Origin of the sequence: Mycobacterium montefiorense (assembly GCF_003112775.1) — a bacterium.
In the GTDB taxonomy this organism is placed as follows: Bacteria; Actinomycetota; Actinomycetes; order Mycobacteriales; family Mycobacteriaceae; genus Mycobacterium; species Mycobacterium montefiorense.
Genome location: NZ_BFCH01000007.1, coordinates 163,106 through 185,664, shown reverse-complemented (window position 1 = coordinate 185,664; position 22,559 = coordinate 163,106). Strand labels below are relative to the sequence as shown.

General features: G+C 64.4%; 19 protein-coding genes and 2 pseudogenes. 10 read left to right on the top strand and 11 right to left on the bottom strand.

From position 1 onward, the window contains the following. The first annotated feature begins 46 nt into the window (after positions 1-46). From DB708_RS04505 to DB708_RS04490, 4 genes are all read left to right on the top strand, one after another. Positions 47-1,228, top strand: a complete 1,182-nt coding sequence (locus DB708_RS04505; RefSeq protein WP_108920754.1) for an acyl-CoA dehydrogenase family protein — start codon at positions 47-49, stop codon at positions 1,226-1,228. 12 nt (positions 1,229-1,240) lie between these two features. Continuing rightward, positions 1,241-1,966 (top strand): alpha/beta fold hydrolase, encoded by a 726-nt coding sequence (locus DB708_RS04500; protein WP_108920753.1) that lies wholly within the window; start codon positions 1,241-1,243, stop codon positions 1,964-1,966. A gap of 16 nt (positions 1,967-1,982) precedes the next feature. Continuing rightward, positions 1,983-3,560, top strand: a complete 1,578-nt coding sequence (locus DB708_RS04495; protein ID WP_108920752.1) for an AMP-binding protein — start codon at positions 1,983-1,985, stop codon at positions 3,558-3,560. 64 nt (positions 3,561-3,624) lie between these two features. Next, positions 3,625-4,767: a flavin-containing monooxygenase gene (locus DB708_RS04490; protein ID WP_235616622.1), complete on the top strand. Its 1,143-nt coding sequence runs from the start codon at positions 3,625-3,627 to the stop codon at positions 4,765-4,767. A 9-nt stretch (positions 4,768-4,776) separates the two neighbouring features. On the opposite strand, the gene DB708_RS04485 is transcribed toward DB708_RS04490, so the two are convergent. The 6 genes and pseudogenes from DB708_RS04485 to DB708_RS04460 form a co-directional block, all read right to left on the bottom strand. After that, positions 4,777-5,604, bottom strand: a complete 828-nt coding sequence (locus DB708_RS04485) for an oxidoreductase (RefSeq protein ID WP_108920751.1) — start codon at positions 5,602-5,604, stop codon at positions 4,777-4,779. Between the two features lie 51 nt (positions 5,605-5,655). Then, a complete protein-coding gene (ppk2, locus tag DB708_RS04480; protein WP_108920750.1) occupies positions 5,656-6,534 on the bottom strand; it encodes a polyphosphate kinase 2 in 879 nt (292 codons plus the stop codon). 35 nt (positions 6,535-6,569) lie between these two features. Continuing rightward, a pseudogene (locus DB708_RS04475) lies at positions 6,570-6,935 on the bottom strand (Hsp70 family protein); the annotation flags it as partial. A gap of 483 nt (positions 6,936-7,418) precedes the next feature. Continuing rightward, a complete protein-coding gene (locus tag DB708_RS28155) occupies positions 7,419-7,799 on the bottom strand; it encodes a nucleotidyl transferase AbiEii/AbiGii toxin family protein (protein ID WP_108920749.1) in 381 nt (126 codons plus the stop codon). Continuing rightward, positions 7,799-8,314 (bottom strand): type IV toxin-antitoxin system AbiEi family antitoxin, encoded by a 516-nt coding sequence (locus DB708_RS04465; protein WP_261859469.1) that lies wholly within the window; start codon positions 8,312-8,314, stop codon positions 7,799-7,801. The genes DB708_RS28155 and DB708_RS04465 overlap by 1 nt, the downstream gene beginning before the upstream one ends. 132 nt (positions 8,315-8,446) lie before the next feature. Beyond that, positions 8,447-8,788, bottom strand: coding sequence for an RNA polymerase-binding protein RbpA (locus tag DB708_RS04460; protein WP_108920985.1), 342 nt, complete (start codon positions 8,786-8,788; stop codon positions 8,447-8,449). A 105-nt stretch (positions 8,789-8,893) separates the two neighbouring features. Between DB708_RS04460 and DB708_RS04455 the strand changes: the two genes are divergently transcribed. Continuing rightward, positions 8,894-9,256 (top strand): hypothetical protein, encoded by a 363-nt coding sequence (locus tag DB708_RS04455; RefSeq protein WP_108920747.1) that lies wholly within the window; start codon positions 8,894-8,896, stop codon positions 9,254-9,256. Positions 9,257-9,331: 75 nt separating this feature from the next. Here DB708_RS04455 and DB708_RS27185 read toward each other — a convergent pair whose 3' ends face one another. The 4 genes and pseudogenes from DB708_RS27185 to DB708_RS04440 all read right to left on the bottom strand — a co-directional run bounded on the left by DB708_RS27185 (position 9,332) and on the right by DB708_RS04440 (position 14,792). Next, the gene (locus DB708_RS27185; protein ID WP_165839728.1) at positions 9,332-9,487 is read right to left on the bottom strand and encodes a hypothetical protein; all 156 of its coding nucleotides are present in this window, start codon (positions 9,485-9,487) and stop codon (positions 9,332-9,334) included. 780 nt (positions 9,488-10,267) lie between these two features. Beyond that, positions 10,268-10,919 (bottom strand): annotated as a pseudogene (locus DB708_RS04450) (Hsp70 family protein); the annotation flags it as partial. Between the two features lie 39 nt (positions 10,920-10,958). After that, on the bottom strand, positions 10,959-13,226 hold the full coding sequence (locus DB708_RS04445; protein ID WP_108920746.1) for a carbon starvation CstA family protein: 2,268 nt from the start codon (positions 13,224-13,226) through the stop codon (positions 10,959-10,961). Positions 13,227-13,262: 36 nt separating this feature from the next. Continuing rightward, positions 13,263-14,792: an ATP-dependent DNA ligase gene (locus DB708_RS04440; protein ID WP_108920745.1), complete on the bottom strand. Its 1,530-nt coding sequence runs from the start codon at positions 14,790-14,792 to the stop codon at positions 13,263-13,265. Between the two features lie 112 nt (positions 14,793-14,904). On the opposite strand from DB708_RS04440, the gene DB708_RS04435 reads away from it, so the two are divergent. Together DB708_RS04435 and DB708_RS04430 are read left to right on the top strand one after the other, a co-directional pair. Continuing rightward, positions 14,905-15,663, top strand: a complete 759-nt coding sequence (locus DB708_RS04435) for an SDR family NAD(P)-dependent oxidoreductase (RefSeq protein ID WP_108920744.1) — start codon at positions 14,905-14,907, stop codon at positions 15,661-15,663. A 126-nt stretch (positions 15,664-15,789) separates the two neighbouring features. Further along, positions 15,790-17,955, top strand: a complete 2,166-nt coding sequence (locus tag DB708_RS04430; protein WP_108920743.1) for an acyl-CoA dehydrogenase — start codon at positions 15,790-15,792, stop codon at positions 17,953-17,955. Between the two features lie 2 nt (positions 17,956-17,957). Here the strand turns inward: DB708_RS04430 and DB708_RS04425 are convergent, their stop codons facing one another. Continuing rightward, on the bottom strand, positions 17,958-18,302 hold the full coding sequence (locus DB708_RS04425) for a Zn-ribbon domain-containing OB-fold protein (RefSeq protein WP_108920742.1): 345 nt from the start codon (positions 18,300-18,302) through the stop codon (positions 17,958-17,960). A 66-nt stretch (positions 18,303-18,368) separates the two neighbouring features. Here DB708_RS04425 and DB708_RS04420 point away from each other — a divergent pair, with 66 nt between their 5' ends. From DB708_RS04420 to DB708_RS04410, 3 genes are all read left to right on the top strand, one after another. After that, a complete protein-coding gene (locus tag DB708_RS04420) occupies positions 18,369-19,562 on the top strand; it encodes a thiolase family protein (RefSeq protein WP_108920741.1) in 1,194 nt (397 codons plus the stop codon). A 27-nt stretch (positions 19,563-19,589) separates the two neighbouring features. Then, positions 19,590-21,062, top strand: coding sequence for a FadR/GntR family transcriptional regulator (locus tag DB708_RS04415; protein ID WP_108920984.1), 1,473 nt, complete (start codon positions 19,590-19,592; stop codon positions 21,060-21,062). Positions 21,063-21,197: 135 nt separating this feature from the next. Then, positions 21,198-22,187: a sensor histidine kinase gene (locus tag DB708_RS04410; protein ID WP_108920740.1), complete on the top strand. Its 990-nt coding sequence runs from the start codon at positions 21,198-21,200 to the stop codon at positions 22,185-22,187. The last annotated feature ends 372 nt before the right edge of the window (positions 22,188-22,559 follow it).

Here is a 22,559-nt window from a genome sequence, read left to right as displayed (position 1 = left end):
GAAAGCGTTACCCGACAACGGATTTCGTACGCGTGATCGGAGTGAGATGACATCAACGTCAGCGCAGTGTCCCACAGCACATGAGGAGCTGTTGGCCAGTGCGGTGCGATTGCAGCCGCTGCTTCGTGAAAGCACGTTGGCGAGCGAGGCCACGCGCAGGCTGCCGAACGAGGCGATCGATGCCCTGGCCGAGGCCGGCTTCTTCCGCTTGCTCAAGCCAGCTCGGTTCGGCGGTTTGGAAGCCCAGCAACGGACGGTGCTCGAGATCGCCGAAACTCTCGGCCACGCAAACGCATCGGCTGCGTGGCTGGTGATCATCGGGGCCGGGGCCGCAATCGTGGCCAGGCATGGGTCGGAGCAGGCTCAATCCGAAATCTTCAGTGCGCCCGACGCCCGGATCGCCGGCGGACTGGCCCCGGGCAGGGCGCGACGCGTGGCGGGCGGGTTCTCGATCAGCGGAAGCTGGTCATACGCATCGGGCGCTCCGCACGCCGACTGGGCATCCATCGGCGTCCTGGTGCCCGATCAGGACGAACGCGACATGGAGACTTTTCTGTGCTTCGTGCCGGCCTCCGAGGTGCGACTGCGCGACACCTGGCACACCGTTGGTATGCGCGGTACCGCGAGCCAAACATTGTTGGCTGAAGACGTTTTCGTCCCGGAGCACCGCGCGATCGCATTCGGCACATTGCTGAACGGGCGGACGCCCGCAGATGAATCCGAACATCAGCTTCCGTTGGCTCCGGCCGCAGCTCTTCTTCTGGTCGGGCCACTGCTCGGCATCGGCCAAGCCGCCGCGGACCTGGTGCTTTCGACAGCGACGTCAAAACCGCTGACCAACACGTCTTTTACCCACCAAAGTGACTCGGCAGGTGTGCAGATACAGGTCGCGGAGGCCGAGCTAAAGCTGCGGACCGCCAGACTGCATGCGTTTGAGGTCGCCGATGCCTTGGACGCGGGTGAGATCGTCAACGGTGAGGCGGGATACCCACTGCGCGCCCAAGCGCGCGCGCAGTGCGCTTACGCCGCCAGTCAAGTGCTCGAGGCGATACAGACGCTGATAAATGTCCACGGCGCAGGAAGCTTCGCTGATTCCAGTGCCATGCAGCAATATTGGCGCGACGCCAACGTCGCAGCCCGACATGCCGCGCTGAATTCGTATGTCGGATATGAGATTTACGGTAAATCGCTGCTGGGTGTGCTCGAACGCATCGCCCCGCTCGTATAACGGGGGTAGGCGGTGTCGACTTTTGTCTTGGTTCACGGGGCGTGGCATGACGGCTCGTCATGGGATCGGGTCGTCGAACGGTTGAATGCCCGGGGGCACAATGCATGTGGTCCCACCGTTGCCGGTCATGGCCGGGATATTGGCTGCCCCGTGACCCACGCCGAGACGACGCGTTCCATCGTGGATTTCGTCATTGACAATGAGCTGACCGATATCGTGCTGGTCGGTCACGGATACGGTGGCGTCGTCGTCAGCAAGGTGGCCGAAGCGATTTCGGAACACATCCAACGCCTGGTATTCGTGAGCGGCTTTGTGCTCAACGACGGCGAATGTCTGCTTGATGCTATTCCGCTCGAGGATCGAACGGTCCTGACACAGTTAGCCTCCGAGTCGGCAGACGACACCGTGACGATGCCATTCGAGTATTGGCGACAGAGATTCGTCAACGGCACGGACTTGGCGACGGCATGCTGGACCTACGATCAGCTGTCGCCTCAGCCCTTCGGGCCGATGAGCGAACCATTGGACCTGAAGAAGTTCCACGCACTCGACACGCCGAAAAGCTACTTGGTGTGCACCGACGACATAGCGATGCCGCCCGGTGAGTGGGGCTGGCATCCCCGGCTATCCAGCCGGCTCGGGACGCACCGGCTCGTTCAAATGCCGGGAAATCACGAGACCATCTTCACCGACCCAATTAGTTTGGCCGACAGAATCATCGAAGCCGCCAGCGACTGAATCACCTGGAGTAGTCATGAATTTCGTAAGTCCGTTTCCCCACGTCGTCATCCCGGAGACCGGTGTGTACGAGTACGTGTTCGGCGACCTTGACGAGGCCGACGGCGATCGCGTCGCACTGGTCGAGACCGCAACCCAAACCGAAGTCAGTTACCGCGCGCTGGTCACCCGCATCGAGTCCTTCGCCGCCATGCTGGCCCACCGCGGAATCGGTGTCGGCGATGTAGTGGGTCTGCTGTCGCCCAACAGTTCGGCGTTCGCGGCTGCCCTGCACGGCATCCTGCGGGTAGGCGCAACGGCCACGCCGATCAATGTCTTGTTCACCGTGGACGAGATCGTCCGCCAGCTACGGGATTCGGGCGCACGACTGCTGATAACGGCCCCACGATTGCGAGCGCAGGCCGAGGAGGCGGCGTCCGCGGCGGGCATATCCGGCAGTGATGTCGTGCTGCTCGATATTGACGAACACGCAAGTCCAACGGGCAGCTGCAGTCCGGACGTCGACTTTGATCCCGCGACACATGTGGCGGTGTTGCCCTACAGCTCGGGGACGACCGGAAAACCGAAGGGGGTGATGCTGACCCATCGGAATCTGGTCGCGAACGTAGCCCAATTGCACCCAGTGTCAGGAGTGGGTCCCGATGAGACACTGATCGCGGTGGTTCCTTTCTTTCACAGCTACGGATTGACTGGGCTCCTGTGTGCCGCCCTGCGGGACAGAGCCCGGCTGATCGTCATGCCGGCCTTTGACCTCGGCGAATTCCTGACCGCCATACAGGATTACCGTTGTACGCAGGCTTATATCGCGCCGCCGGTGGCCGTGGCACTGGCCAAAGACCCGATGGTTGATTCGTTTGATCTATCGTCCCTGCACACCCTGACATCGGCGGCCGCGCCGCTGGACGAAGAACTCGCCAAGGCGGTGATGCAACGGCTCGGGTGCTGCGTCGTGCAGGCCTACGGGATGACCGAACTAAGCCCCGCCAGCCACGTGATCCCGCTCGAAGGCCGGCATCCGGCGGGCACGGTAGCTCCCGTGAGCTCATGCGGGTGGACGGTGCCGAACTCGGAGAGCAAGCTCGTCGACATCGAGACTGGGGACGAAATACCCGTTCCCTCTTCAGGATTCAGTGAATCGGGTGAGTTGTGCTTCCGTGGGCCCAACGTAATGGCGGGCTATTTGGGAAATGCTGCCGCGACGGCGGAGATCATCGACGCCGACGGGTTTCTGCACACCGGTGATTTGGCGCGGGTGGATGCGCAGGGCTGCGTGTATATCGTGGATCGGCTCAAGGAGCTGATCAAATACAAGGGTTATCAGGTCGCACCCGCCGAACTCGAGGCGCTCCTGTTAACCCATCCAGGGATCGCTGACGTCGCGGTTGTCGGTGTCATCCATAACTCCTCGGGTGAAGAAATTCCGAAGGCGTTCGTGGTAAGGCAGGATGGCGTCGCGCTGTCGAAGGGTCAGGTCATCGACTTCGTTGCGGAAAAAGTGGCTCCCTTCAAGAAGATTCGCCAGGTCGAGTTCGTCGACAAGATCCCGAAATCGCCGACCGGCAAGATTTTGCGCAAGGATCTGCGCGCGGGCTGACCGCCGAAAGCCAGGGGGACATGTCCACCACCCAACTCGGACGTCCCTTAACACATTGAAATGGATGCTGATGATTGATACACAACAGCACGCGCGTGATGGCGGTGTCGTAATCATCGGTGCCGGCCCGGCGGGAATCTCTGCGGCACTGAGCCTTAACGATCTGGGCATCCGGCCGCTGGTCGTCGAACGGGCTGGTGAAGTCGCCGCAGCATGGCGCGGTCGGTATGACCGGCTCAAACTCAACACCGGCAGGCAGTTCTCGCATCTACCCGGAAGACGTTATCCGAAAGGGACTCCGGTCTATCCGAGTCGCGACCAGGTCGTCGAACACTTCGAAAAGCACGCTCGCGAAGAGGGTGTCGAACTAAAGGTCAACACAGAGGTCAAGCGGATCGACCGGCAGCCGTCGGGATGGCTGATGAGCACATCCGACGGCGACATCGAGGCTCGACATGTCGTGGTGGCCACCGGCTATCTGCACACGCCGGTCCTACCCAACTGGCCGGGCAGCTTCGCCGGTGAGTTGTCGCATTCACATGGCTACCGCAATCCGGCGCCGTATGCCGGCAAGCGAGTACTTGTCGTCGGCTCGGGATCCTCGGGTATGGAAATCGCCCATGACCTGAGCACCGGTGCCGCCGCTAAAGTCTGGCTGTCCGTGCGCACGCCGCCGAACATCATGCCGCGCAACGGTCCTGCCGGTCTGCCCAACGACGTGCTATCGATCCCCTTCTACCATCTGCCTGCGCGGCTATCGGACCGGATCGCCACCGTCGCGCGCCTCAAGGCATTCGGGGATCTCACCGAGTTCGGCTTGCCGGTGCCGGCGGAAGGCCCATTCGCCAGAGCGCATCGGTTAGATGTCGCGCCGACGATCGTCGATCCCGAGGTCGTCGACGCGGTCCGCGATGGATCCGTCGAGGTGGTGCCCGCGGTCGCCGGATTCGAGGATAGCGACGTCGTCCTCGGCGACGGCAGCAGAATCAACCCCGATGCGGTCATCGCGGCGACGGGTTACCGGGCCGGATTAGAGCCGCTGGTCGGACATCTGGGCGTGCTCGCGCCCGATGGCGTACCGATTTATTTGTCGCCGTCACCCGCCGCTGATGGACTGTATTTCCACGGGATGCTGACCCGGCCCGGGTTGATCGGCCATGTGGCCAAACAGTCGCGAGCGCTAGCGAAAAGCATCGCCCGCGGCTGACGCCGCCGCTCAGTCCAGGTTGGTGCTACCGGTCAGCTGTTCCCATTTCGCGATCAGGCTGGCGCGGGCGTCCGCGGTGTAGCGATACAGGGCCAGGGCGTCGGGGCCCAGCAGCAAGAAGGCGGGTGGCTCGCTGGATTCAACAGCGGTGACGATCGCGGCGCCGGCTTTAGCCGGGTCGCCGGCCTGATTGCCGTCCATGGTGTCGTTTTCCTTGCGTCGTCGGCCAGCTGTGTCGGCGTAATCATCTATGGCAGTAGCTGATTGGACCAGTGAACGTCCGGCGAAGTCGGTGCGAAATGCGCCCGGCTCAACAACTGTCACCGATATGCCGAGCGGAGCCAGCTCGCCGCGCAGCGCCCCACTCATGCCTTCGAGTGCCGCCTTGGCCGCGGAGTAGTAGCCCGATCCTACCGGCGTCACCTGAGCGCCGATCGAGGAGACGTTCACGATCGTGCCGCTGCGGCGCTCCCGCATGCCGGGCAGGACGGCCTTGATCATGGCGACGGCGCCAAAGAAGTTCGTCTCGAACAGGGTGCGGACTTCTGCGTCGTCACCCTCTTCGACTGCGGCGCGATAGCCGTAGCCGGCATTGTTGACCAGCACGTCGACACCGCCGAACCGCTGTTGAGCCTGTCGGATGGCCGCATCGATCTGATCTGGCTTGGTGACGTCGAGCGCCACAGCCAGCACCCGGTCGGGTGCGGCGTCGGCGATATCCGCGACGTTCGTGACGTCGCGCGCGGTGACGACGGCATTGTGGCCGGCCCCGATCACCGCGTCGGCGAGCGCGCGACCGAGTCCGGTTGAGCAGCCAGTGATGAGCCAGGTGGGCATGAGCGGTCCTCTTCGGTTCGTGGCGCAGTCTGTGCCAGCATCGTTTCTAGCTCAGTCGGTCAGCGCGCGGCCCACAATCAACGGATCCGGCTCGCCCACCACCTCGTCGTCCTTGTCGTCGTAGTCGGATTTGGCGAGGACGTAGCGCATGGCATTGATGCGGGCCCGCTTCTTGTCATTGCTGCGCACCACGATCCACGGCGCAACGTCGGTATCGGTCGCTTCGAACATTTTCTCTTTAGCCGCGGTGTAGTCGCCCCATCGATCTATCGACTTCATGTCCATCGGCGAAAACTTCCAGTGCCGGACGGGATCGACCAGACGGATGGCGAAACGGGTGCGTTGTTCGGCGGGGGAAACAGAGAACCACAGTTTGGTCAGGTTTATCCCGTTGGCAACCAACATCTCTTCGAACAGCGGTGCTTGCTGCATGAACTCGGCGTATTCGTCGGGGGTGCAGAAGCCCATCACCTTCTCGACGCCGGCCCGGTTGTACCAGGACCGGTCGAACAGCACTATTTCGCCGCCCGATGGCAAGTGGTTGATGTAGCGCTGGAAATACCACTGCGTCTTTTCGCGATCAGTCGGCTTCTCGAGCGCCGCGACCCGCGCCCCGCGCGGATTGAGGTGCTCCATAAATCGCTGAATGGTTCCGCCTTTGCCGGCCGCGTCGCGACCCTCGAACACAATGACGTGCCTGGCCGCGGTCCGCTTGCTGTGTTTCTGTAGCTTCAGCAGCTCGATCTGCAGTCGCCGCTTCAAATGCTCATATTCGTCGCGCGGCATCCGGTGATCGTAGGGATATCGCTCGCGCCAAGTCTGGATGTGATTGCCCTCCCGGTCCAGCAAGACCGGGTCGTCGTCATCGTCGTCGATGACGGTGTAGCCGTGTTCGGGAGTGGACAGGGCTTCGAGATCGATCTCTGCCATGCAATCTGACGCTACTGCCATGTGACAAGGCCGTACTACAACCCCACAGAGGCGTGCCGCTCCAGGCGGAAGGTGCGCATGAAACCGCCCGGTTGCGTCGTCAGCGTCACCTCTACGGCCCCGCTGGGCGCGACGATGTAGCGCTCTTCGACATCCGGTCCGTCCGTCCACCGACCGACCGGCTGGCGCCCGAGGTCGTCGCGGTCGTACAGGGCGGGGTCGAACGGGAACAGGACAGGATCGTAGGGGGTCACGTCGCCGTCGGGGCGGCCGTTGACGAGGCGGCTGCACTCCACGAAGCGGAAATGCCCGATATTGTGTGCGGCTCGGTACGTCCGCCGGACGATCAACGGAGTGTCCGCGCCGGTCGACAGTGAGACGTCTTTGGGCACGATCGGGTCGGCGTACAGAACTTCGTCAGTCCGAAGCAGTTCAAAACGAACATCTTGTGCGAGAAGCACAACAACGATCTGCACGTGGCCGACGATGCGGCTCTCCAATTCGCAACTTTCATCCGAACAATCGCTTTGCGATTTCTCAACGGCGCGGGCGAATGGGGCGCACACGAAGAGATCACCATTTCGGGCGAAGACTTCCAGAATTGGGTTCTCAAACTGATTGTGAATCATGCTGTCGGAAAAGCTTTTAACGGCAACAAAGCCAAGTTTCCGCGAGAGGCGGTTGACCTGTTGTTGGGCCGCGCGATGTGGCCGCGAAACTGGGGGTTGTGCGTCGCCGGAGACCTATCCCACGACGAACTTCGGTACCGCCCGTTTGACCGCGTGGAAGACTCCACGACCGACTGGTGGTCTGTCCAACCCTTGGTGCACCGAGATGGATGGGTGGGCGGTGGAATCGTCAATCTGAACGGGATAGGACTTGGCTTAACCGTGTTCGATCCAAGCCGCGACAACCCCGACGCTTTCGACAACAACCCGCAAAACCCGTTGCGGGGCTTGTCTACCGAGGTTGGACCTCGCCTCATATCCGAGACTTTCGCCTACTTCTCGGAGGGCATCGAACATCGGCCCGATGCCGTCGGCGGTGGCTCGGACGTAGTCGAGGTCTTCGCTATATCGATATGGGCGGTCCGTGTGCAGCTTGTGCAGTGCGGTGCCACCCCGGAATGCCAGTTCCTCGCCGAGGTACGGGTGATTGGCGATTTCGCATATTGCACGTGAGAGCAGCAAGTCCTGCTCGACCTGGCGCCGTTCCGGCCACGGATGATCGACCGACCAGCCGGTGATGACGTTGCCTGGCAGCATTAGATGTCTGCCTCCACCTCGGCGTTGAGTCGCAGCGCCCAGCGATGGTCAGTGTTGCCCGTCGTCGGTCCGGTCGGGCTGAGCTGCGATGCCGCCGCAGGCCGAGCAGCGACGACGGCGTGCAGTGGTTCGAGGCCGTCGCGCTTACCGACGTTCTTCAGAATCCATCCGATGCGTCGGCCCGCCGCGGCAGGAAACAGCGCCGACAGTTCGACGAGCGCTGCGCTGTCGAAACCTTCGTCTGCCAACTCGACCAGGACCGTTGCTGCGTTGTTCAGCCCGCCCGCCCTGGTGATATCCGTCGCGATGTCGAGCATCGTCACTTCCCGCGTCGACACCACAAGTGAGCCTGACCGCGTGGTGCGGCGCTCTGTAGGCACCACGGTCACGTTGTCCCGCATAGCAAACCTGAACTTGGTCCGCCCGACGGCGCGGTCACGGACATGCCGGTGAACGGCGACCTGGAACACCTGCGGCGCCTGATGCGCCGCTCCGTGCACCGCAGCCGCTGACAGCCAGCTGTGCGCGCCGCCGATACTTCACCGCACGGCGCTGCGATCCGGGTTCTCAGAACTAACGTTCTGCGTTTCTCGAAAGCCGCAGTGAAAAGTATCGGGGTCGAGCGTGGTCGCCCAACTAGAACTGAGCTACCTACCGCGGCGTGACTTGATGATCTCGAGGCGTTCCTCGAGCAGTTCCTCGAGTTGCTCGATCGAGCGGCGTTCCCGCAGCATGTCCCAGGGTGTGCGCAGCACTTTGACCTTCTTGGGCTCGGCCAGCTCACCACCCTCGATCAGCCTGCCCTCCATGCCGTTGCGACACCACCAGGTGCCGGGCATCTCCGCGTCGTCGGCGAAGGGGACCGCGAACTCCTCGCCGTTCGCGGTGCGGTAGCGCGCTATCTGGCGCGGCGCCAAGTCATGGCTGCGCTCGACCTCGTAGCTCACGGCTCCGAGGCGACTACCCCTCATGTGGTGGCGGTCCGCCATCATCAACACCCCAAATCGAACAATCGCCCCGCATCTGTTCAGGCTACGCCCGGCCCGACGAGGGGCTTAATGACGCCTGGCGCCAGCAGGGCTACGGTTCGGGGCATGCCCGACAACCCTGCACAACCTGTCGACTTGTCGTGGTTCTACACGCTGGACCCCAAAGACCGGGTTGAAGTGCTAACCCGTGCCCAATCCCCGCAGCTTGCCGACCAACTCAAAACCACCCTGCGTGGGCGATCGCCGCTGGATGACCGCGATGTCGTAGCACGGCTAGACGAGATCCGCTACGAACTCAACTTCTGGTGGCAGGAGGATCGGCTCACCGACCACCTGCGCGACGACCTCATCGAACACCGCGCCGACGACACCTACCGCGACTTGATGCAACTCGAAGCCGCCGCACTTGGCGTTGAACTGCCTTTGTTGCGCACCTATCTTGACCTGCAGGCCAGGCAACCGAGCTAACGGGTGGCGGCATACCGCCACCACCGCAGTGGCGCTTGCGGCGAATGGGGCGTTATCCCGCACAAGACACCGGGCTCAGCGACTCCGGTGATCCGCCCGATCGGCGTGGCGAACCATGCGCTCCGACAATTCAACGAACGGGTTCTCATTCACCGCAGACGAGTAACCCAGCTTCCGCACCTCGGTCGCGAACCCCCGCACCTCGAAGACCAACTGCTCCAACTCGTTCATCGCGTTTCACCCCTCGAGCGACGCCGCACGCACCGCTGCGCGCGGGGTACCCGCTCCGACAAGATGTAAACGGCCCAGACGTTTACACCTCGGGGCGCCCCCGGTAGCCGCCATCATGACTACCAGGGACTAGCAACGCGGCGGCTCCGGATTCGCCCCGCCACCTAGCACCATGCTCTACCCATCAGCACACCCGTCAAACGCAGGAGCTCGCAGCTCACGAATTGCCTTGAGACCCTTAACTGTTGGTGGGCCCAGGATCAGGTTCGCAGGGACCGGCCACAAATTTCACACCCTGGTACGTCCTCCACGGATCGGTCACGCTTTCGCCGACACCCGTCACGCGCTCACTGAGCAGTAACACCAACCGCTCACCTGTCTTGGCGAGTTCCGCATCGACCGCTTTAGCCACACTCGCCAGGAGCGCAGCACCGCGGACGCCCTGCTCGTACAAGACACGGACGTCCATCCTCCCCTCGCGTAGCACCATCCCCCGCAGCGTACACACGCCACGAGCATCATCTGGTGGCGCTCAGCCGAACTCCGGTGGATTTCGCGATCGACTCGGCGACGTTCTGCTGCCCCGCAGACCGGGCACCGATACGACTGCGAAACGAACGTGGGACGCGCTGGCGATGATGAGTTACCGAATATTCGCCGACAATGAATAGGAATCGATGGAAATGCTTGAGTTCCCGATGGAGCCGACTGCCAGCGAATCATATTGTGGCACAGGAATATATCGTAAACATCTGGTTCGGTCGCGAAGTCGGTTTTGCGAATCGCGTCGTCGAAATCATCACCACCCAGGCGCTGGATGCCCTCGCTGATCACCACCTCGTTCGAGTGTCCGGCCATCTTGAGCAGCGACGCGTCGAGGGTGCCGCCGCCGAGGTCGTAAATGAGGACGTACTCACGTTTGGCGGTGATAGTGGGGCGGTACCGATGGGCGTATTCGAGGCTGGCGGCGGACCGCTCGTTTGAGCAGCGCGACGACGTGAAAACCGGCCGCCACGAAGGCATCCAGTGTCAGCAGGCGCTGCGCGCTGGAGGCGTTGGCGGGCACGCTGATGGCTGCCTCGATGGTTTCGCCCGGCGTCAGACAACCATTCGAGCGCAGCAGAAGATCGTTTTTCAGCTGCGCCAGAAAGCCGGCGAGAAGTTCGCTCAACCGATAGCTGCGGCCGGCCAGGGTTACCTCGGTTTGCGGTCCGGCGTCGTTGAGCAGACGTTTGATCGATCGCAGCACCGACCAGTGGCGATCGTGGCGGACGGCGGCGGCGTCCACTCCGAACCGCAGCTCCCCGGCCGCATTGGCGGCGATCAGCGACGGCCAGGCATCGACGCCGTCGAACGATACGACCGGGTAGTTACCCCGGTCGACGAGTGCGACGACAGTGTGGGTGGTGCCGAAGTCGATACCGACTCTCATTCCGCACAATCTTAGGGCGGTGCAGCCAAATTCGGGACTCTAGACTTGTCCGGCGTGGTGCTCGCCGGACAGTGCCGCCTGCGGCTCGTCCCATTGCCGTTGCACTTCGCGCTCCGCGGCGGTGGCCAGCAGGCCAGAGGGCGCGAACATCTTCGACGGTATCGGGTCATCCTCGGTCAGTGGCCTCCCGCCACCACGAATTGCCTTGAATGCGACCGCAATTCCGGCAGCCAACACGATGATCACCACGAGCGCGAAAAGAATCGACAGGGCGCCCTGAATGAAAGTGTTCCGGATGACCTCATCGAGCTGGTGTGCATTCTTGGCCGAGCCGAAGGTGGTCTTGCCCGCCTGTTTAGCGGCCGAATACTGGAAATGTTGTGACCAGTAGCCGATGGCCGGATCCGCCGAGAAGATTTTCTGCCACGACGCGGTCAGCGTGACCGTCAGATCCCATAGCAGCGGGACGCCCGGAATCCACACCCACCTCAGCAGCCCCTTCTTGACGACGATCACGGTGATCACGGTCAGCGCGATCGCCGCGAGCAGCTGGTTGGCGATACCGAACAGCGGGAACAGCGTGTTGATGCCGCCGAGCGGATCGGTCACGCCCATCAGCAGGATGCCGCCCCACGCCGCGACCACGGCAAGGCTGCAGCCCCAGACGCCTGGACGCCAGCTCGGATTTTGCAGCTTGGCCAGCGGACCGCCCAGGTTGCCCAGGGCGTCGGAGAGCATGAAGCGCGCGACCCGGGTGCCCGCGTCGACGGCGGTCAAGATGAACAGCGCCTCGAACATGATCGCGAAGTGGTACCAGAACGCCTTGAGGCCCGCGCCGCCGAAGGCCCGGTTCAACACCTCGGACATGCCTACCGCGAGCGTCGGGGCTCCGCCGGTGCGCGACACGATCGACTTCTCGCCGACGCTCGCGGCGGCCTGGTTGAGCTGGTCGGTCGTCGTCGGCGCACCCGACAACCCGAGCCCGTTGACGTAGTGCGCGGCGGTGGCCGCGGTGCCGCCGGTCTGTGCGGCCGGCGCGTTGAGCGCGAAATACACGTGCTGGTCGAGGATCGCCGCGCTGATCAATGCCATCACGGCGACGAACGACTCGGTGAGCATGCCGCCGTAGCCGATGAAGCGCATCTGGCTTTCCTTCTCCAGCAACTTCGGGGTCGTCCCCGACGAGATCAACGCATGGAATCCGGACAGCGCACCGCACGCGATCGTGATGAACAGAAAGGGGAACAGCGAGCCGGGGAACACCGGGCCGTCGCCGTTGTGGGCGAACTGTGACACGGCGGGCGCCTGGATGAATGGGCGCGCGATGAAGATGCCGAGCGCCAGCAACGCGATGGCGCCGACCTTCATGAACGTCGACAGGTAATCGCGTGGTGCCAGCAACAACCACACCGGCAGCACCGAGGCCACGAAGCCATAGATGATGATCAACCACGAGACCGTGACCGCGGACAGATTCAACCAGGATGTGCCCCAAGAGGTTTCGCTGACCCAATTGCCGGACGCCACGGCGAGCATCAGCAACGCGAAACCGATCAGTGAAACTTCTCCTACCCGCCCGGGACGCAGGAACCGCAAATAGCAGCCCATGAAGATGGCAATCGGGATGGTCATCGCGATCGAGAACACACCCCACGGACTCTGGGCCAGGCCCCGGACCACCACCAGTGCCAGCACCGCGATGATGATCACCATGATCACGAGGACGCCGACAATCGCGGCGGCGCCGCCGGCGGCACCGAGCTCGTCGCGGGTCATCTGGCCCAGCGAACGGCCGCGGCGCCGGGTAGAGATCCACAGCACCAGGTAGTCCTGGACGGCGCCGGCGAATACCGCGCCGAAGATGATCCAGATGCTGCAGGGCAGATAGCCCATCTGGGTGGCCAGCACCGGACCGACCAGCGGCCCGGCGCCGGCGATCGCGGCGAAATGATGGCCGAACAGCACCCGCCGGTCGGTCGGCACGTAATCGGCGCCGTCGTCCAGAATTTCGGCCGGGGTGGCGTGGTCGTCGCGCGGTCGGACGACCTTCATCTCGATCAGCCGGGCATAGAAACGAAACCCGATGATGTACGTGCAGATCGCGGCGACCACCAACCAGACGGCGTTCACCGTCTCGCCGCGCACGAACGCGATGATCGCCCAGGAAATCGCACCGAGCACCGCGATGATCCCGAAGACGATCTTGTGCCGGACGCTGATCGGGGAGCGGTCGATGATCGCGACGGGCGGCAAGTCCTCGTCAGTGCGGATGTAGCTGACAGCGTTGTCATGCACAGTCACGGACAAACCCTACGACGACGAGGGGTTTAGTGCTCGGGTGAATTAGTACAGCGAACGGACGTTGTCGATGGTGTCCGCTTCGGCCGGACTCTTGTCATCGCGATAGCGCACCACCCTGGCAAACCGCAGGGCCAGGCCGCCGGGGTAGCGCGTCGACTTCTGCACACCGTCGAGCGCGATTTCGACGACCTGTTCGGGGCGCAACTGCACGACATAGCCGTCCGTCGATTCGACGGCCAGTTCGCTGAAGCGCGCGGTCTGCCATTCCAGCATGGCATCGGTCATGCCCTTGAAAGTCTTTCCCACCATGATGAATTCGCCGGTGACCGGATCGCGTGCGCCCAGGTGAATGTTGGACAGTTTGCCGCGCCGGCGTCCCGACCCCCATTCGACGGCCAGCACCACGAGGTCGAGCGTGTGGACCGGCTTGACCTTGAGCCAGCCCGCCCCGCGGCGCCCGGCCTGGTAGGGGGAGCCTGGCGCCTTTGCCATCACTCCCTCGTGGCCGGCGGCCAGCGTCGCCTTCAGGAAGGCCGCGGCGGCGCCGGGGTCGGACGTGGTCAACCGATCGACCCGGTGCCGCGGTCCCACCAGCACGTCCAGGGCGGTCAACCGCTCGGTGGTCGGCGCGTCCAGCAGGTCGACGCCGCAGCAGTGCAAGATGTCGAAGAAGAACACCGAAAGCGGTTGCGCCGCTTGGGCTGCAGTCACGTCGGCCGATCGGCCGAAGCGGGAGGCGGTGACCTGAAAGCGGTGCGGCCGGTTGTCGGGCCGTAACGCGATCGCCTCGCCGTCCGCGATGAGGTCGTTGACGGGCAGCGCCAGCGTTGCCTCCACCACCTCGGGCAGCCGGGCCGTAACGTCGTCCAGGCTTCGCGTGTAGACCTTTACTGTGTCCCCGGCGCGGTGGATCTGCACTCGCGCGCCGTCCAGCTTTGCCTCGAAGATCGTTGTGCCGCCATGACGTTCGAGCGCTTCGGCCACGCTGGTCGCGGTTTGTGCCAGCATCGGGCCGACGGGCTGGCCCACCCGCAGCATGAATGCCTGCACCGCCACCGCTCCACCGGACAGGGCGGCCGCGGCGACCGCGGGCAGGTCGCCGCCCAGCATCGCCGCGCGCTGCACCGCGGTGGTGGGGATGTCGGCGGCCTTGGCCACCGCGTCGGCCATGATCCCGGCCAGCGCGCCCTGGCGCAGCTCGCCGCCGAGCAGCCGCACCAGGAACGTCTGCTCGGCTTCGGTTGCGGCGGCGAACAGCGTCGCGAGCAGTGCGGCGCGGCGCGCCTGCGACCCCTTGCCCGCGAGCCCGCCGATCTCGGTGAAGCTGGCGTGCACACCGGTCACCGTGAGCTCTGGCTCCGAAGCCGCCGGCGGTCGCGACCGCAACGACGCCCAGCCCACGCCGATCTGGCGCTGCGGCAGCTCACCGGAGAGCCACGACACGACGATCGCGACCAATTCCGGGTCTGGTGCGGCCTTCGTGAGAAGGTCGGCAATGCGCGCGACCTTGGTCAGCCGTGACGACGTGGCACCGACGTCAACCGACGTGGCTACCACCTCGAGAAGGAGCACGGTCGCCAGCTTGGCATGGCTCGGTGACAACCGTGCAGAACGGACACGCTAGCGTTCCTACGTAACGTTACAGATTGCACAGGATCTGACAACCCAAAAAGGAGACGTCCGGATGGAGATCAACGGGAAGAAGGCCGTCATCATCGGCGGCGCATCGGGGATGGGTCGCGCCACCGCCGAGCTGCTGCACGAACGCGGAGCGGATGTCGCCATCTTCGACCGCGAGGGCTCCGACGGCAAAGCTGTTGCCGAAGGCATCGGCGGCACGTTCTACCCGGTCGACGTCACCGACTTCACCGGCACCGAGCAGACCTTGCAGACTGCGGTCGACAAGCTCGGCGGGCTGCACGTCATCGTCACCACCGCCGGCGGCGGAATCGCCAAGCGCACGCTGACCAAGTCGGGCCCCCACGATCTCGAATCCTTCCAATCCGTGATCGATCTCAACCTCATCGCGACTTTCAACATCAGCCGGCTGGCGGCCGCGCACATGGCCAAGAACGAGTCCGAAGACGACGAGCGCGGCGTCATCATCAACACCGCTTCGATTGCCGCCTTCGAGGGCCAGATCGGCCAGGTCGCCTACACCGCTGCCAAGGCGGCGATCGCGGGTATGTGCCTGACGATGGCTCGTGACTTGGGGTCGATGGGCATCCGCGTGCTGGCAATCGCCCCGAGCCTGTTCCTCACCGGCCTGACATCGATGGTTCCCGATGAGATGGCGGCGACGCTGACCCGCGACGCGGCTTTCCCCAAGCGGATGGGCCGGCCGGAGGAGTACGCCAAGCTGGCGGCGGCCATCGTCGACAACCCGATGCTCAACGGCCAGTGCCTGCGACTGGACGCCGGGCAGCGCTTCGCGCCCAAGTAGAGACCCCCGGTAGGGGCCTGTCCGCAATAAGTACACTCTTTAGGCAGCCACCCCGCTCCCCCTCGGAGCGGGGTGGCCAACCACCCGACGACGGTGCGGGGAGGGTACTGGCGCGAGGAGGTCTCCATGGGTATCGCACTTACCGACGACCATCGCGAGCTTGCCGAGGTCGCTCGGTCTTTCCTGACTTCGCAGAAGGCGCGCTTGGCGGCGCGTGCGCTGCTCGACAGCCCCGAAGAGGGTCGGCCGACATTCTGGTCCGACATCGCCGAGCTCGGCTGGCTCGGACTGCACGTCGACGAGGAACACGGCGGCTCCGGCTACGGGTTGCCCGAACTCGTGGTGGTGATCGAAGAGCTTGGCCGTGCGGTCGCTCCGGGTCCGTTCGTCCCGACCGTGATCACCTCCGCGGTAATCGCCAAAGACGGTACAGCCGAACAGAAGTCGCGATTGCTACCCGGTCTGATCGACGGCACTGTCACCGCGGGTATCGGCTTGGACAGCAGCGTGCAGGTCAAAGACGGCGTTGCGAACGGCGAGGCCGGAGTCGTATTGGGGGCCGGGCTCGCCGAGCTGCTGCTGATCGCGGCCGGCGACGACGTTCTGCTGCTGGACCGCGGCCGCGCCGGTGTGTCGGTCGACGTGCCCGAGAACCTCGATCCAACTCGGCGTTCCGGACGGGTTCGCCTGGATAACGTCAGCGTCGATTCCGACGACATCGTTACCGGGGCGCGGGAAACGGCGCTGGCCCGGGCGCGAACGTTGCTGGCCGCCGAGGCGGTGGGCGGATCGTCGGACTGCGTCGATGCCGCCGTCGACTACGCGAAGGTGCGCCAGCAATTCGGCCGGACCATCGCCACATTCCAAGCGGTGAAACACCATTGCGCGAACATGCTTGTCGCCGTCGAGTCGGCGACGGCCGCGGTATGGGACGCCTCGCGTGCAGCGGGAGAGGATGAGGAACAGTTCCGTCTCGTCGCCGCAGTCGCTGCGGCGCTGGCACTTCCGGCGTATGCCCGCAATGCCGAACTCAACATTCAGGTACACGGCGGTATCGGCTTCACCTGGGAGCACGACGCGCATCTGCACTTGCGACGGGCGTTGGTGACCTCGGCACTGTTCGGAGGTGACACGCCGGCGCGCGATGTCTTCGATCGCACCGCGGCGGGCGCTGTCCGGGAAAACAGCCTGGACTTGCCGCCCGAGGCCGAGGAACTGCGCACGCGCATCCAGGCCGATGCCGCCGAGCTGGCCGGTCTGGACAAGCAGGCGCAACGCGACAAGCTGATCGCGACCGGCTACGTGATGCCGCACTGGCCCAAGCCCTGGGGGCTGGCCGCCGATGCGGTGGAGCAGCTGGTGATCGAGGAGGAGTTCAAGGCGGCCGGCATCAAGCGCCCGGACTACGGCATCACCGGCTGGGTGATCCTGACCCTGATCCAGCACGGAACCGAGTGGCAGATCGAAAGATTCGTCGAGAAGGCGTTGCGCAAAGACGAGATCTGGTGCCAGCTGTTCTCCGAACCCGAGGCGGGGTCGGATGCGGCATCCATCAAGACCAAGGCCACTCGGGTCGACGGCGGCTGGAAGATCAACGGCCAAAAGGTGTGGACCAGTGGAGCCCACTACTGTGCGCGTGGCCTGGCCACCGTGCGCACCGATCCCGACGCGCCCAAGCATGCCGGCATCACCACGGTGATCGTCGATATGAAGGCGCCCGAAGTCGAGGTGCGTCCGCTGCGGCAGATCACCGGCGGCTCGGACTTCAACGAGGTGTTCTTCAACGATCTGTTCGTTCCCGACGAGGATGTCGTCGGGACGCCGAACTCGGGATGGACGGTCGCGCGGGCGACGCTGGGCAACGAGCGGGTCAGCATCGGTGGTAGCGGATCTTTCTATGAGGGATTGGCGACCGCGCTGGTAGAACTGGCCCGACAGCACGCAGATCGATTGGCGGGCGCGGATATTCGGGTCGGCTCCTACCTTGCCAACGAAACCGCGCTGCGGCTGCTCAACCTGCGGCGGGTCGCCCGCAGCGTCGAAGGCGCGGGCCCGGGGCCCGAAGGCAACGTCACCAAACTGAAGCTGGCCGACCACATGGTGGAGGGCGCCGCCATCATGGCCGCCCTGACCGGGCCCGAGGTGGCGCTGGTCGACGGCGCTGGTGCCGCGCCGGGCCGGCTGATCATGGGTGCGCGCGGCATGGCCATTGCCGGTGGTACCTCGGAAGTCACCCGCAACCAGATTGCCGAGCGCATCCTCGGCATGCCGCGTGACCCGCTGATCAATTAGCTCTAGGCCGGTGCGAACAATGGCGCACCGCCGGCGCCCTGCTCGGGCCGGATGCTGACCGGCATCCCGCACGTCACCGAATCCGGTTCGCAGTCAACGATATTGGCTGCCACTCGCAGGCCGCTTTGTTCGGCGAGCTCGACGATGGCGATCACATAAGGGACGGGGATCTCCGGGTTATACGGATGGTGGTTGACCGTGAAGGTGAACACCGTGCCCTGTCCCGAAATCGGGCGCGCCACCAGTGCGGCGCCGCACTCCCGGCATTCGCCGGTTGCGGGATGCACCCAGCGTGAGCAATCGTCGCAATGCTCGATGAGCAGCGGTGATGTCGACTCGGCTGACACGGGCAATACAGTACACTCTATTGATTCCAGTGGTTGCGACGGGTTCTCCTCTGACTGGCGGTGCAGATGACGTATTTCGAAAAAGACGCGATTGTGTCCGGTATCGGCATTTCCCGGATCGGCCGCCGGACCGGAATCCCGGGGCGGGAGCTGACGATGGAAGCGGTGCGCGGCGCGATCGCCGACGCCGGCTTGGTGCCCGCCGACATCGACGGCATCGCGACGTTGGGTGATACCCCCGCCGAAGAGGTCAATGCCGAACTGCAGATCGAGGCGGCCGACTGCGGCAGCGGCTTCGGTACCGGCGGGCTGCTGAGCCCGGTGATGTCGGCATGTCGTGCGGTGTCCGAGAGACGCGCCCGGCATGTGGTGGTGTACCGGACCATCCAAATGCTCGGCGGCACAGTGCCCGTCAAGCAGGAGGAGAACGCGCCCGCCCCGCCGCTGGCGCGGATGTTCGAAACACCCGAGGGCGCAAAGCGGCCCGCGGTCGGCCCGATGGATGACGTCAACGATCTGGTTGCGGCCCAAGCATATTCCGCCGCGAACTGGTTGGCACTGAACTGCCGTCGTCATATGGAACTGTACGGGACCACCAAGGAGCAGCTGGGTTGGCTGGCACTCAATGGCCGGCGTAATGCCGCGCTGAATCCGCTTGCCGTGTACCGCGAGCCGATGACGATGGCCGACTACCTGGGGGCGCGGCTGGTTTCGACGCCGTTCGGGCTGCTGGACTGCGACGTGCCCATCGACGGCTCGATCGCCGTGGTGGTGTCGAACGCGGAGTACGGCCCCGATTGCCCGCACCGGCCGGTGCGGTTGGAGGCGATCGGCGGGTCGGACGGCGCTGGTGGCTGGTTCCACCGCGACGACTACCCGAGGATGGCGATGTCGGATGCGACCGCGCAGATGTGGTCGCGCACCGACTTGAAACCCGCCGACCTCGCGCTTGCCGAGCTGTACGACGGCTTCACCTATCTCACCATCGCCTGGCTGGAGGCCCTGGGGATTTGTGGCGACGGCGAAGCCGGCCCGTTCGTCGAGGGCGGCGCTCGGATCGCCCGCGACGGGCAACTGCCGTTGAACACCTACGGCGGCCAGCTGTCGGCGGGGCGCATGCACGGCTACTGGGCACTGCACGAAGGGTGTCTGCAGTTGCGCGGGGAAGCGGGGGAGCGACAGGTGTCGCGGCGTCCCGAGGTCGGCGTGGTTTCCGTGGGCGGGGGTCCGGTCGCGGGTTGCATGCTGCTTAGCTGTTGAGACAGCTTGTGGGAGTGCAGTATTGAGATTCAGCTAAGCCCCGCGCCGGCCGCGGGAGGGACAAAGAAACTGGCTGCGACGATTGCCCGTCAGATCGAGGCGGACATCGTTCGCCGTGGCTGGCCCGTCGGAGAGTCGCTGGGTTCAGAACACGCTCTACAAGAACGCTTCGGCGTGAGTCGTTCGGTGCTGCGGGAGGCCGTTCGCCTCGTCGAGCACCATCAGGTGGCCCGGATGCGCCGCGGGCCGGGCGGCGGGTTGCTGATCAGTCAGCCCGATGCGGGACCCGCGACTCGCGCGGTCGTCATCTATCTCGAATACCTGGGCACCACGCTCGCTGATCTGCTCAACGCACGGCTGGTGCTCGAGCCGCTGGCGGCCTCGCTTGCGGCGGAGCGGATCGACGAAGCGGGCATCGAGCGGTTACGCGAGGTGTTGCGCGCACAGGAACAGTGGCGGCCGGGACTGCCGGCGCCCCGGGACGAATTCCACATCGCGTTGGCCGAACAGTCGAAAAACCCGGTCCTGCAACTCTTTATCGATGTGTTGATGAGGCTTACCACTCGATACGCCCTGCGGTCGCGAACCGACTCGGCAAGTGAGGCCATCGAGGCGCTCGACTATATGCACAGCGACCACGCCGAAATCGTTGCCGCGGTCACCGCCGGCGATCCCGGCCGGGCCAAGTCGCTGTCCGAGCGACACGTCGCGACGGTGACCGGCTGGTTGCAAGAGCATCACCAGGGCGACCCGGGGCGCCGCAGAGCGCGGAAGGGACGCAAACGCGAGACGCCCGAGACGGAAGTTCCGCGCGGCAAGTTGGCGGAGGTGCTCGCGGCCACCATCGGCGACGAGATCGGTTCTGGCGGCTGGCGGATCGGGTCGGTCTTCGGCACCGAGAGTGCCTTGTTGGAACGCTATCGAGTGAGCCGTGCGGTGTTGCGCGAAGCGGTGCGACTACTCGAATATCACTCCGTCGCGCAGATGCGACGCGGACCCGGCGGCGGGCTGGTGGTCACACAACCCCATGCGCAAGCCAGCATCGACACGATCGCCCTGTATCTACAATTCCGGAAGCCGCGGCGCGAAGACCTGCGTTGTGTGCGGGACGCCATCGAGATCGACAACGTCGCTAAGGTCGTCAAGCGACGGGCCGACCCCGAGGTGGCGGCTTTCCTGCAGGCCCACCGGTCCGCACTCGAGCACACCCTGCACACCGCCGATGACGTGCGCCAGGCGACCTTCGAGGAATCACGGTTCCATATCGGACTGGCGCAGCTGGCCGGCAACGCGCTGCTGGACCTGTTCCTGCGGATCATCGTCGAGCTGTTCCGTCGGCATTGGTCCAGCACCGGACAGGAGCCGCCGGCCCGGGATGACGCCGTCGCCGTCGAGCACGCGCATTTGCGGATTCTCGACGCGATCACGGCCGGCGACGACAGCTTGGCGCGCTATCGCGTCCGTCGTCATCTCGACGCCGCGGCCTCTTGGTGGCTGTGACGAACGTCCTTCTACCCGAGGCGGGTTTGTGATCAGTTTCCTGCATAGGGAACGCGCGTGCGGGGTATTGGGAGGGGTAATGGGGCGCGGGGATAGGTACAGGAGAGCCGGTCCGGCTGGGGGTTGGCATTGGTGATGATGGAAAGCGGGAGTGCCGAAATGATCAGGGGCACGGAGAGCGGGCATCAAGGCTTCGTTCATTCCGCGCTCCTCTACCACTCGCAGCGGGAGTACCTGGACGCAGTGGTGCCCTTCGTGCTCGAAGGTTTGGCGATGGACGAGCCGGTGCTCGTCGCGGTTCCCGGCGAATATTTGGCCTCGCTCCGTGACGCGCTCGGCGGTGAGGGCACGACATCCGGACTGCAGCTGGTCGACATCGCCGAGGCTGCCCGCAACCCGAGCCGGCTTCTGGCGCTAGAAGGCTCCTTTGTCGAGGAGAACGCCAACCGGCGGGCCCGGATTGTCAGCCAAGTTTTCTGGCCGGAGCGCAGCGCGGACGAGTCTTTGGCCTGCATGCAGCATGAGGCGCTGGTCAATAGCGCGTTTGAAGGTCGTCGGGTGACCGCGCTGTGTCTCTACGACGCGAAGCGGCTGGACAACGACGTGCTGGCAAGCGCCGGCATGACGCATCCGCTGTTGTGGAAATCCGGTTCGCTGCAACACAGCGACGAGTACGCGCCGGATGAGGTGCTGGCGCAGTGCAATCGGCCACTGCCCGTCAATCCGGGCGCGGTGACGTACATGGTTCGCAAATCCGCGGACCTGCGGCCGGCTCGATCGTTCGCCGTCAACTACGCCGGGTGGGTTGGGCTGTCACAGGACGGAATCGAAGATCTGCAACTGGTCGCCACTGAGCTGGCCACCAACAGCTTGATGTACACCGACGGCGCTTGCCGGCTGGCGTTCTGGCGCGACGATGACCATTTGGTGTGCGAGGCGCGTGACAGCGGACGACTCGATGATCCGTTGGTAGGACGGCTGGACCCCGGCCCGACCGGACCGGCCAGCCGGGGACTTTTTCTGGTCAACGCCATCTCGGATCTGGTGCGTACTCACACTGCCAGCACCGGAACGACGATTCAGGCATATCTGCGGCTGGATTCTCCGGCCGGCCCGATCAGTTGAACAGGAAGGCGGCCCACCAGGAACCGAAGTTCCCGGCAGGCCGTCTTCTCCTGCGGCGGTCAGATGCAGAGGGGCCCGACGCAGATTGGCGGGACGGCGACGCCGCCCACTACGGGTGCCCCGGTGCCACCCGCGGCTGTTGAGCAGCCCGGCAAGAGCAACACCGCGGCCACGCCCGCAGCAGCTGCAGCAGCTTTAACAGCTTTCTTCGTGTTGTTTGCCTTCATGATCGTCTTCTTTCTAAACGATTAAACACATGTTGAATAACAAAAAACGGCGTGTGCCACCGACCGGATTCCGGTGAGTTGAGCGTGCGAAGAGGTGACACGGAGTCGAGAGGACCTGGGGCCATCCCGCAGCGAGCGGGCGCTT

Coding starts and splice junctions, on each gene's coding strand:
- DB708_RS04490 (WP_235616622.1), top strand. CDS start 3,625: ATGCTGATGATTGATACACAACAGCACGCGCGTGATGGCGGTGTCGTA.
- ppk2 (WP_108920750.1), bottom strand. CDS start 6,534: ATGGCAGAGATCGATCTCGAAGCCCTGTCCACTCCCGAACACGGCTAC.
- DB708_RS04430 (WP_108920743.1), top strand. CDS start 15,790: ATGGGTATCGCACTTACCGACGACCATCGCGAGCTTGCCGAGGTCGCT.
- DB708_RS28155 (WP_108920749.1), bottom strand. CDS start 7,799: ATGCTGCCAGGCAACGTCATCACCGGCTGGTCGGTCGATCATCCGTGG.
- DB708_RS04460 (WP_108920985.1), bottom strand. CDS start 8,788: ATGGCGGACCGCCACCACATGAGGGGTAGTCGCCTCGGAGCCGTGAGC.
- DB708_RS04410 (WP_108920740.1), top strand. CDS start 21,198: ATGATGGAAAGCGGGAGTGCCGAAATGATCAGGGGCACGGAGAGCGGG.
- DB708_RS04420 (WP_108920741.1), top strand. CDS start 18,369: ATGACGTATTTCGAAAAAGACGCGATTGTGTCCGGTATCGGCATTTCC.
- DB708_RS04495 (WP_108920752.1), top strand. CDS start 1,983: ATGAATTTCGTAAGTCCGTTTCCCCACGTCGTCATCCCGGAGACCGGT.
- DB708_RS04505 (WP_108920754.1), top strand. CDS start 47: ATGACATCAACGTCAGCGCAGTGTCCCACAGCACATGAGGAGCTGTTG.
- DB708_RS04435 (WP_108920744.1), top strand. CDS start 14,905: ATGGAGATCAACGGGAAGAAGGCCGTCATCATCGGCGGCGCATCGGGG.
- DB708_RS04455 (WP_108920747.1), top strand. CDS start 8,894: ATGCCCGACAACCCTGCACAACCTGTCGACTTGTCGTGGTTCTACACG.
- DB708_RS27185 (WP_165839728.1), bottom strand. CDS start 9,487: ATGAACGAGTTGGAGCAGTTGGTCTTCGAGGTGCGGGGGTTCGCGACC.
- DB708_RS04485 (WP_108920751.1), bottom strand. CDS start 5,604: ATGCCCACCTGGCTCATCACTGGCTGCTCAACCGGACTCGGTCGCGCG.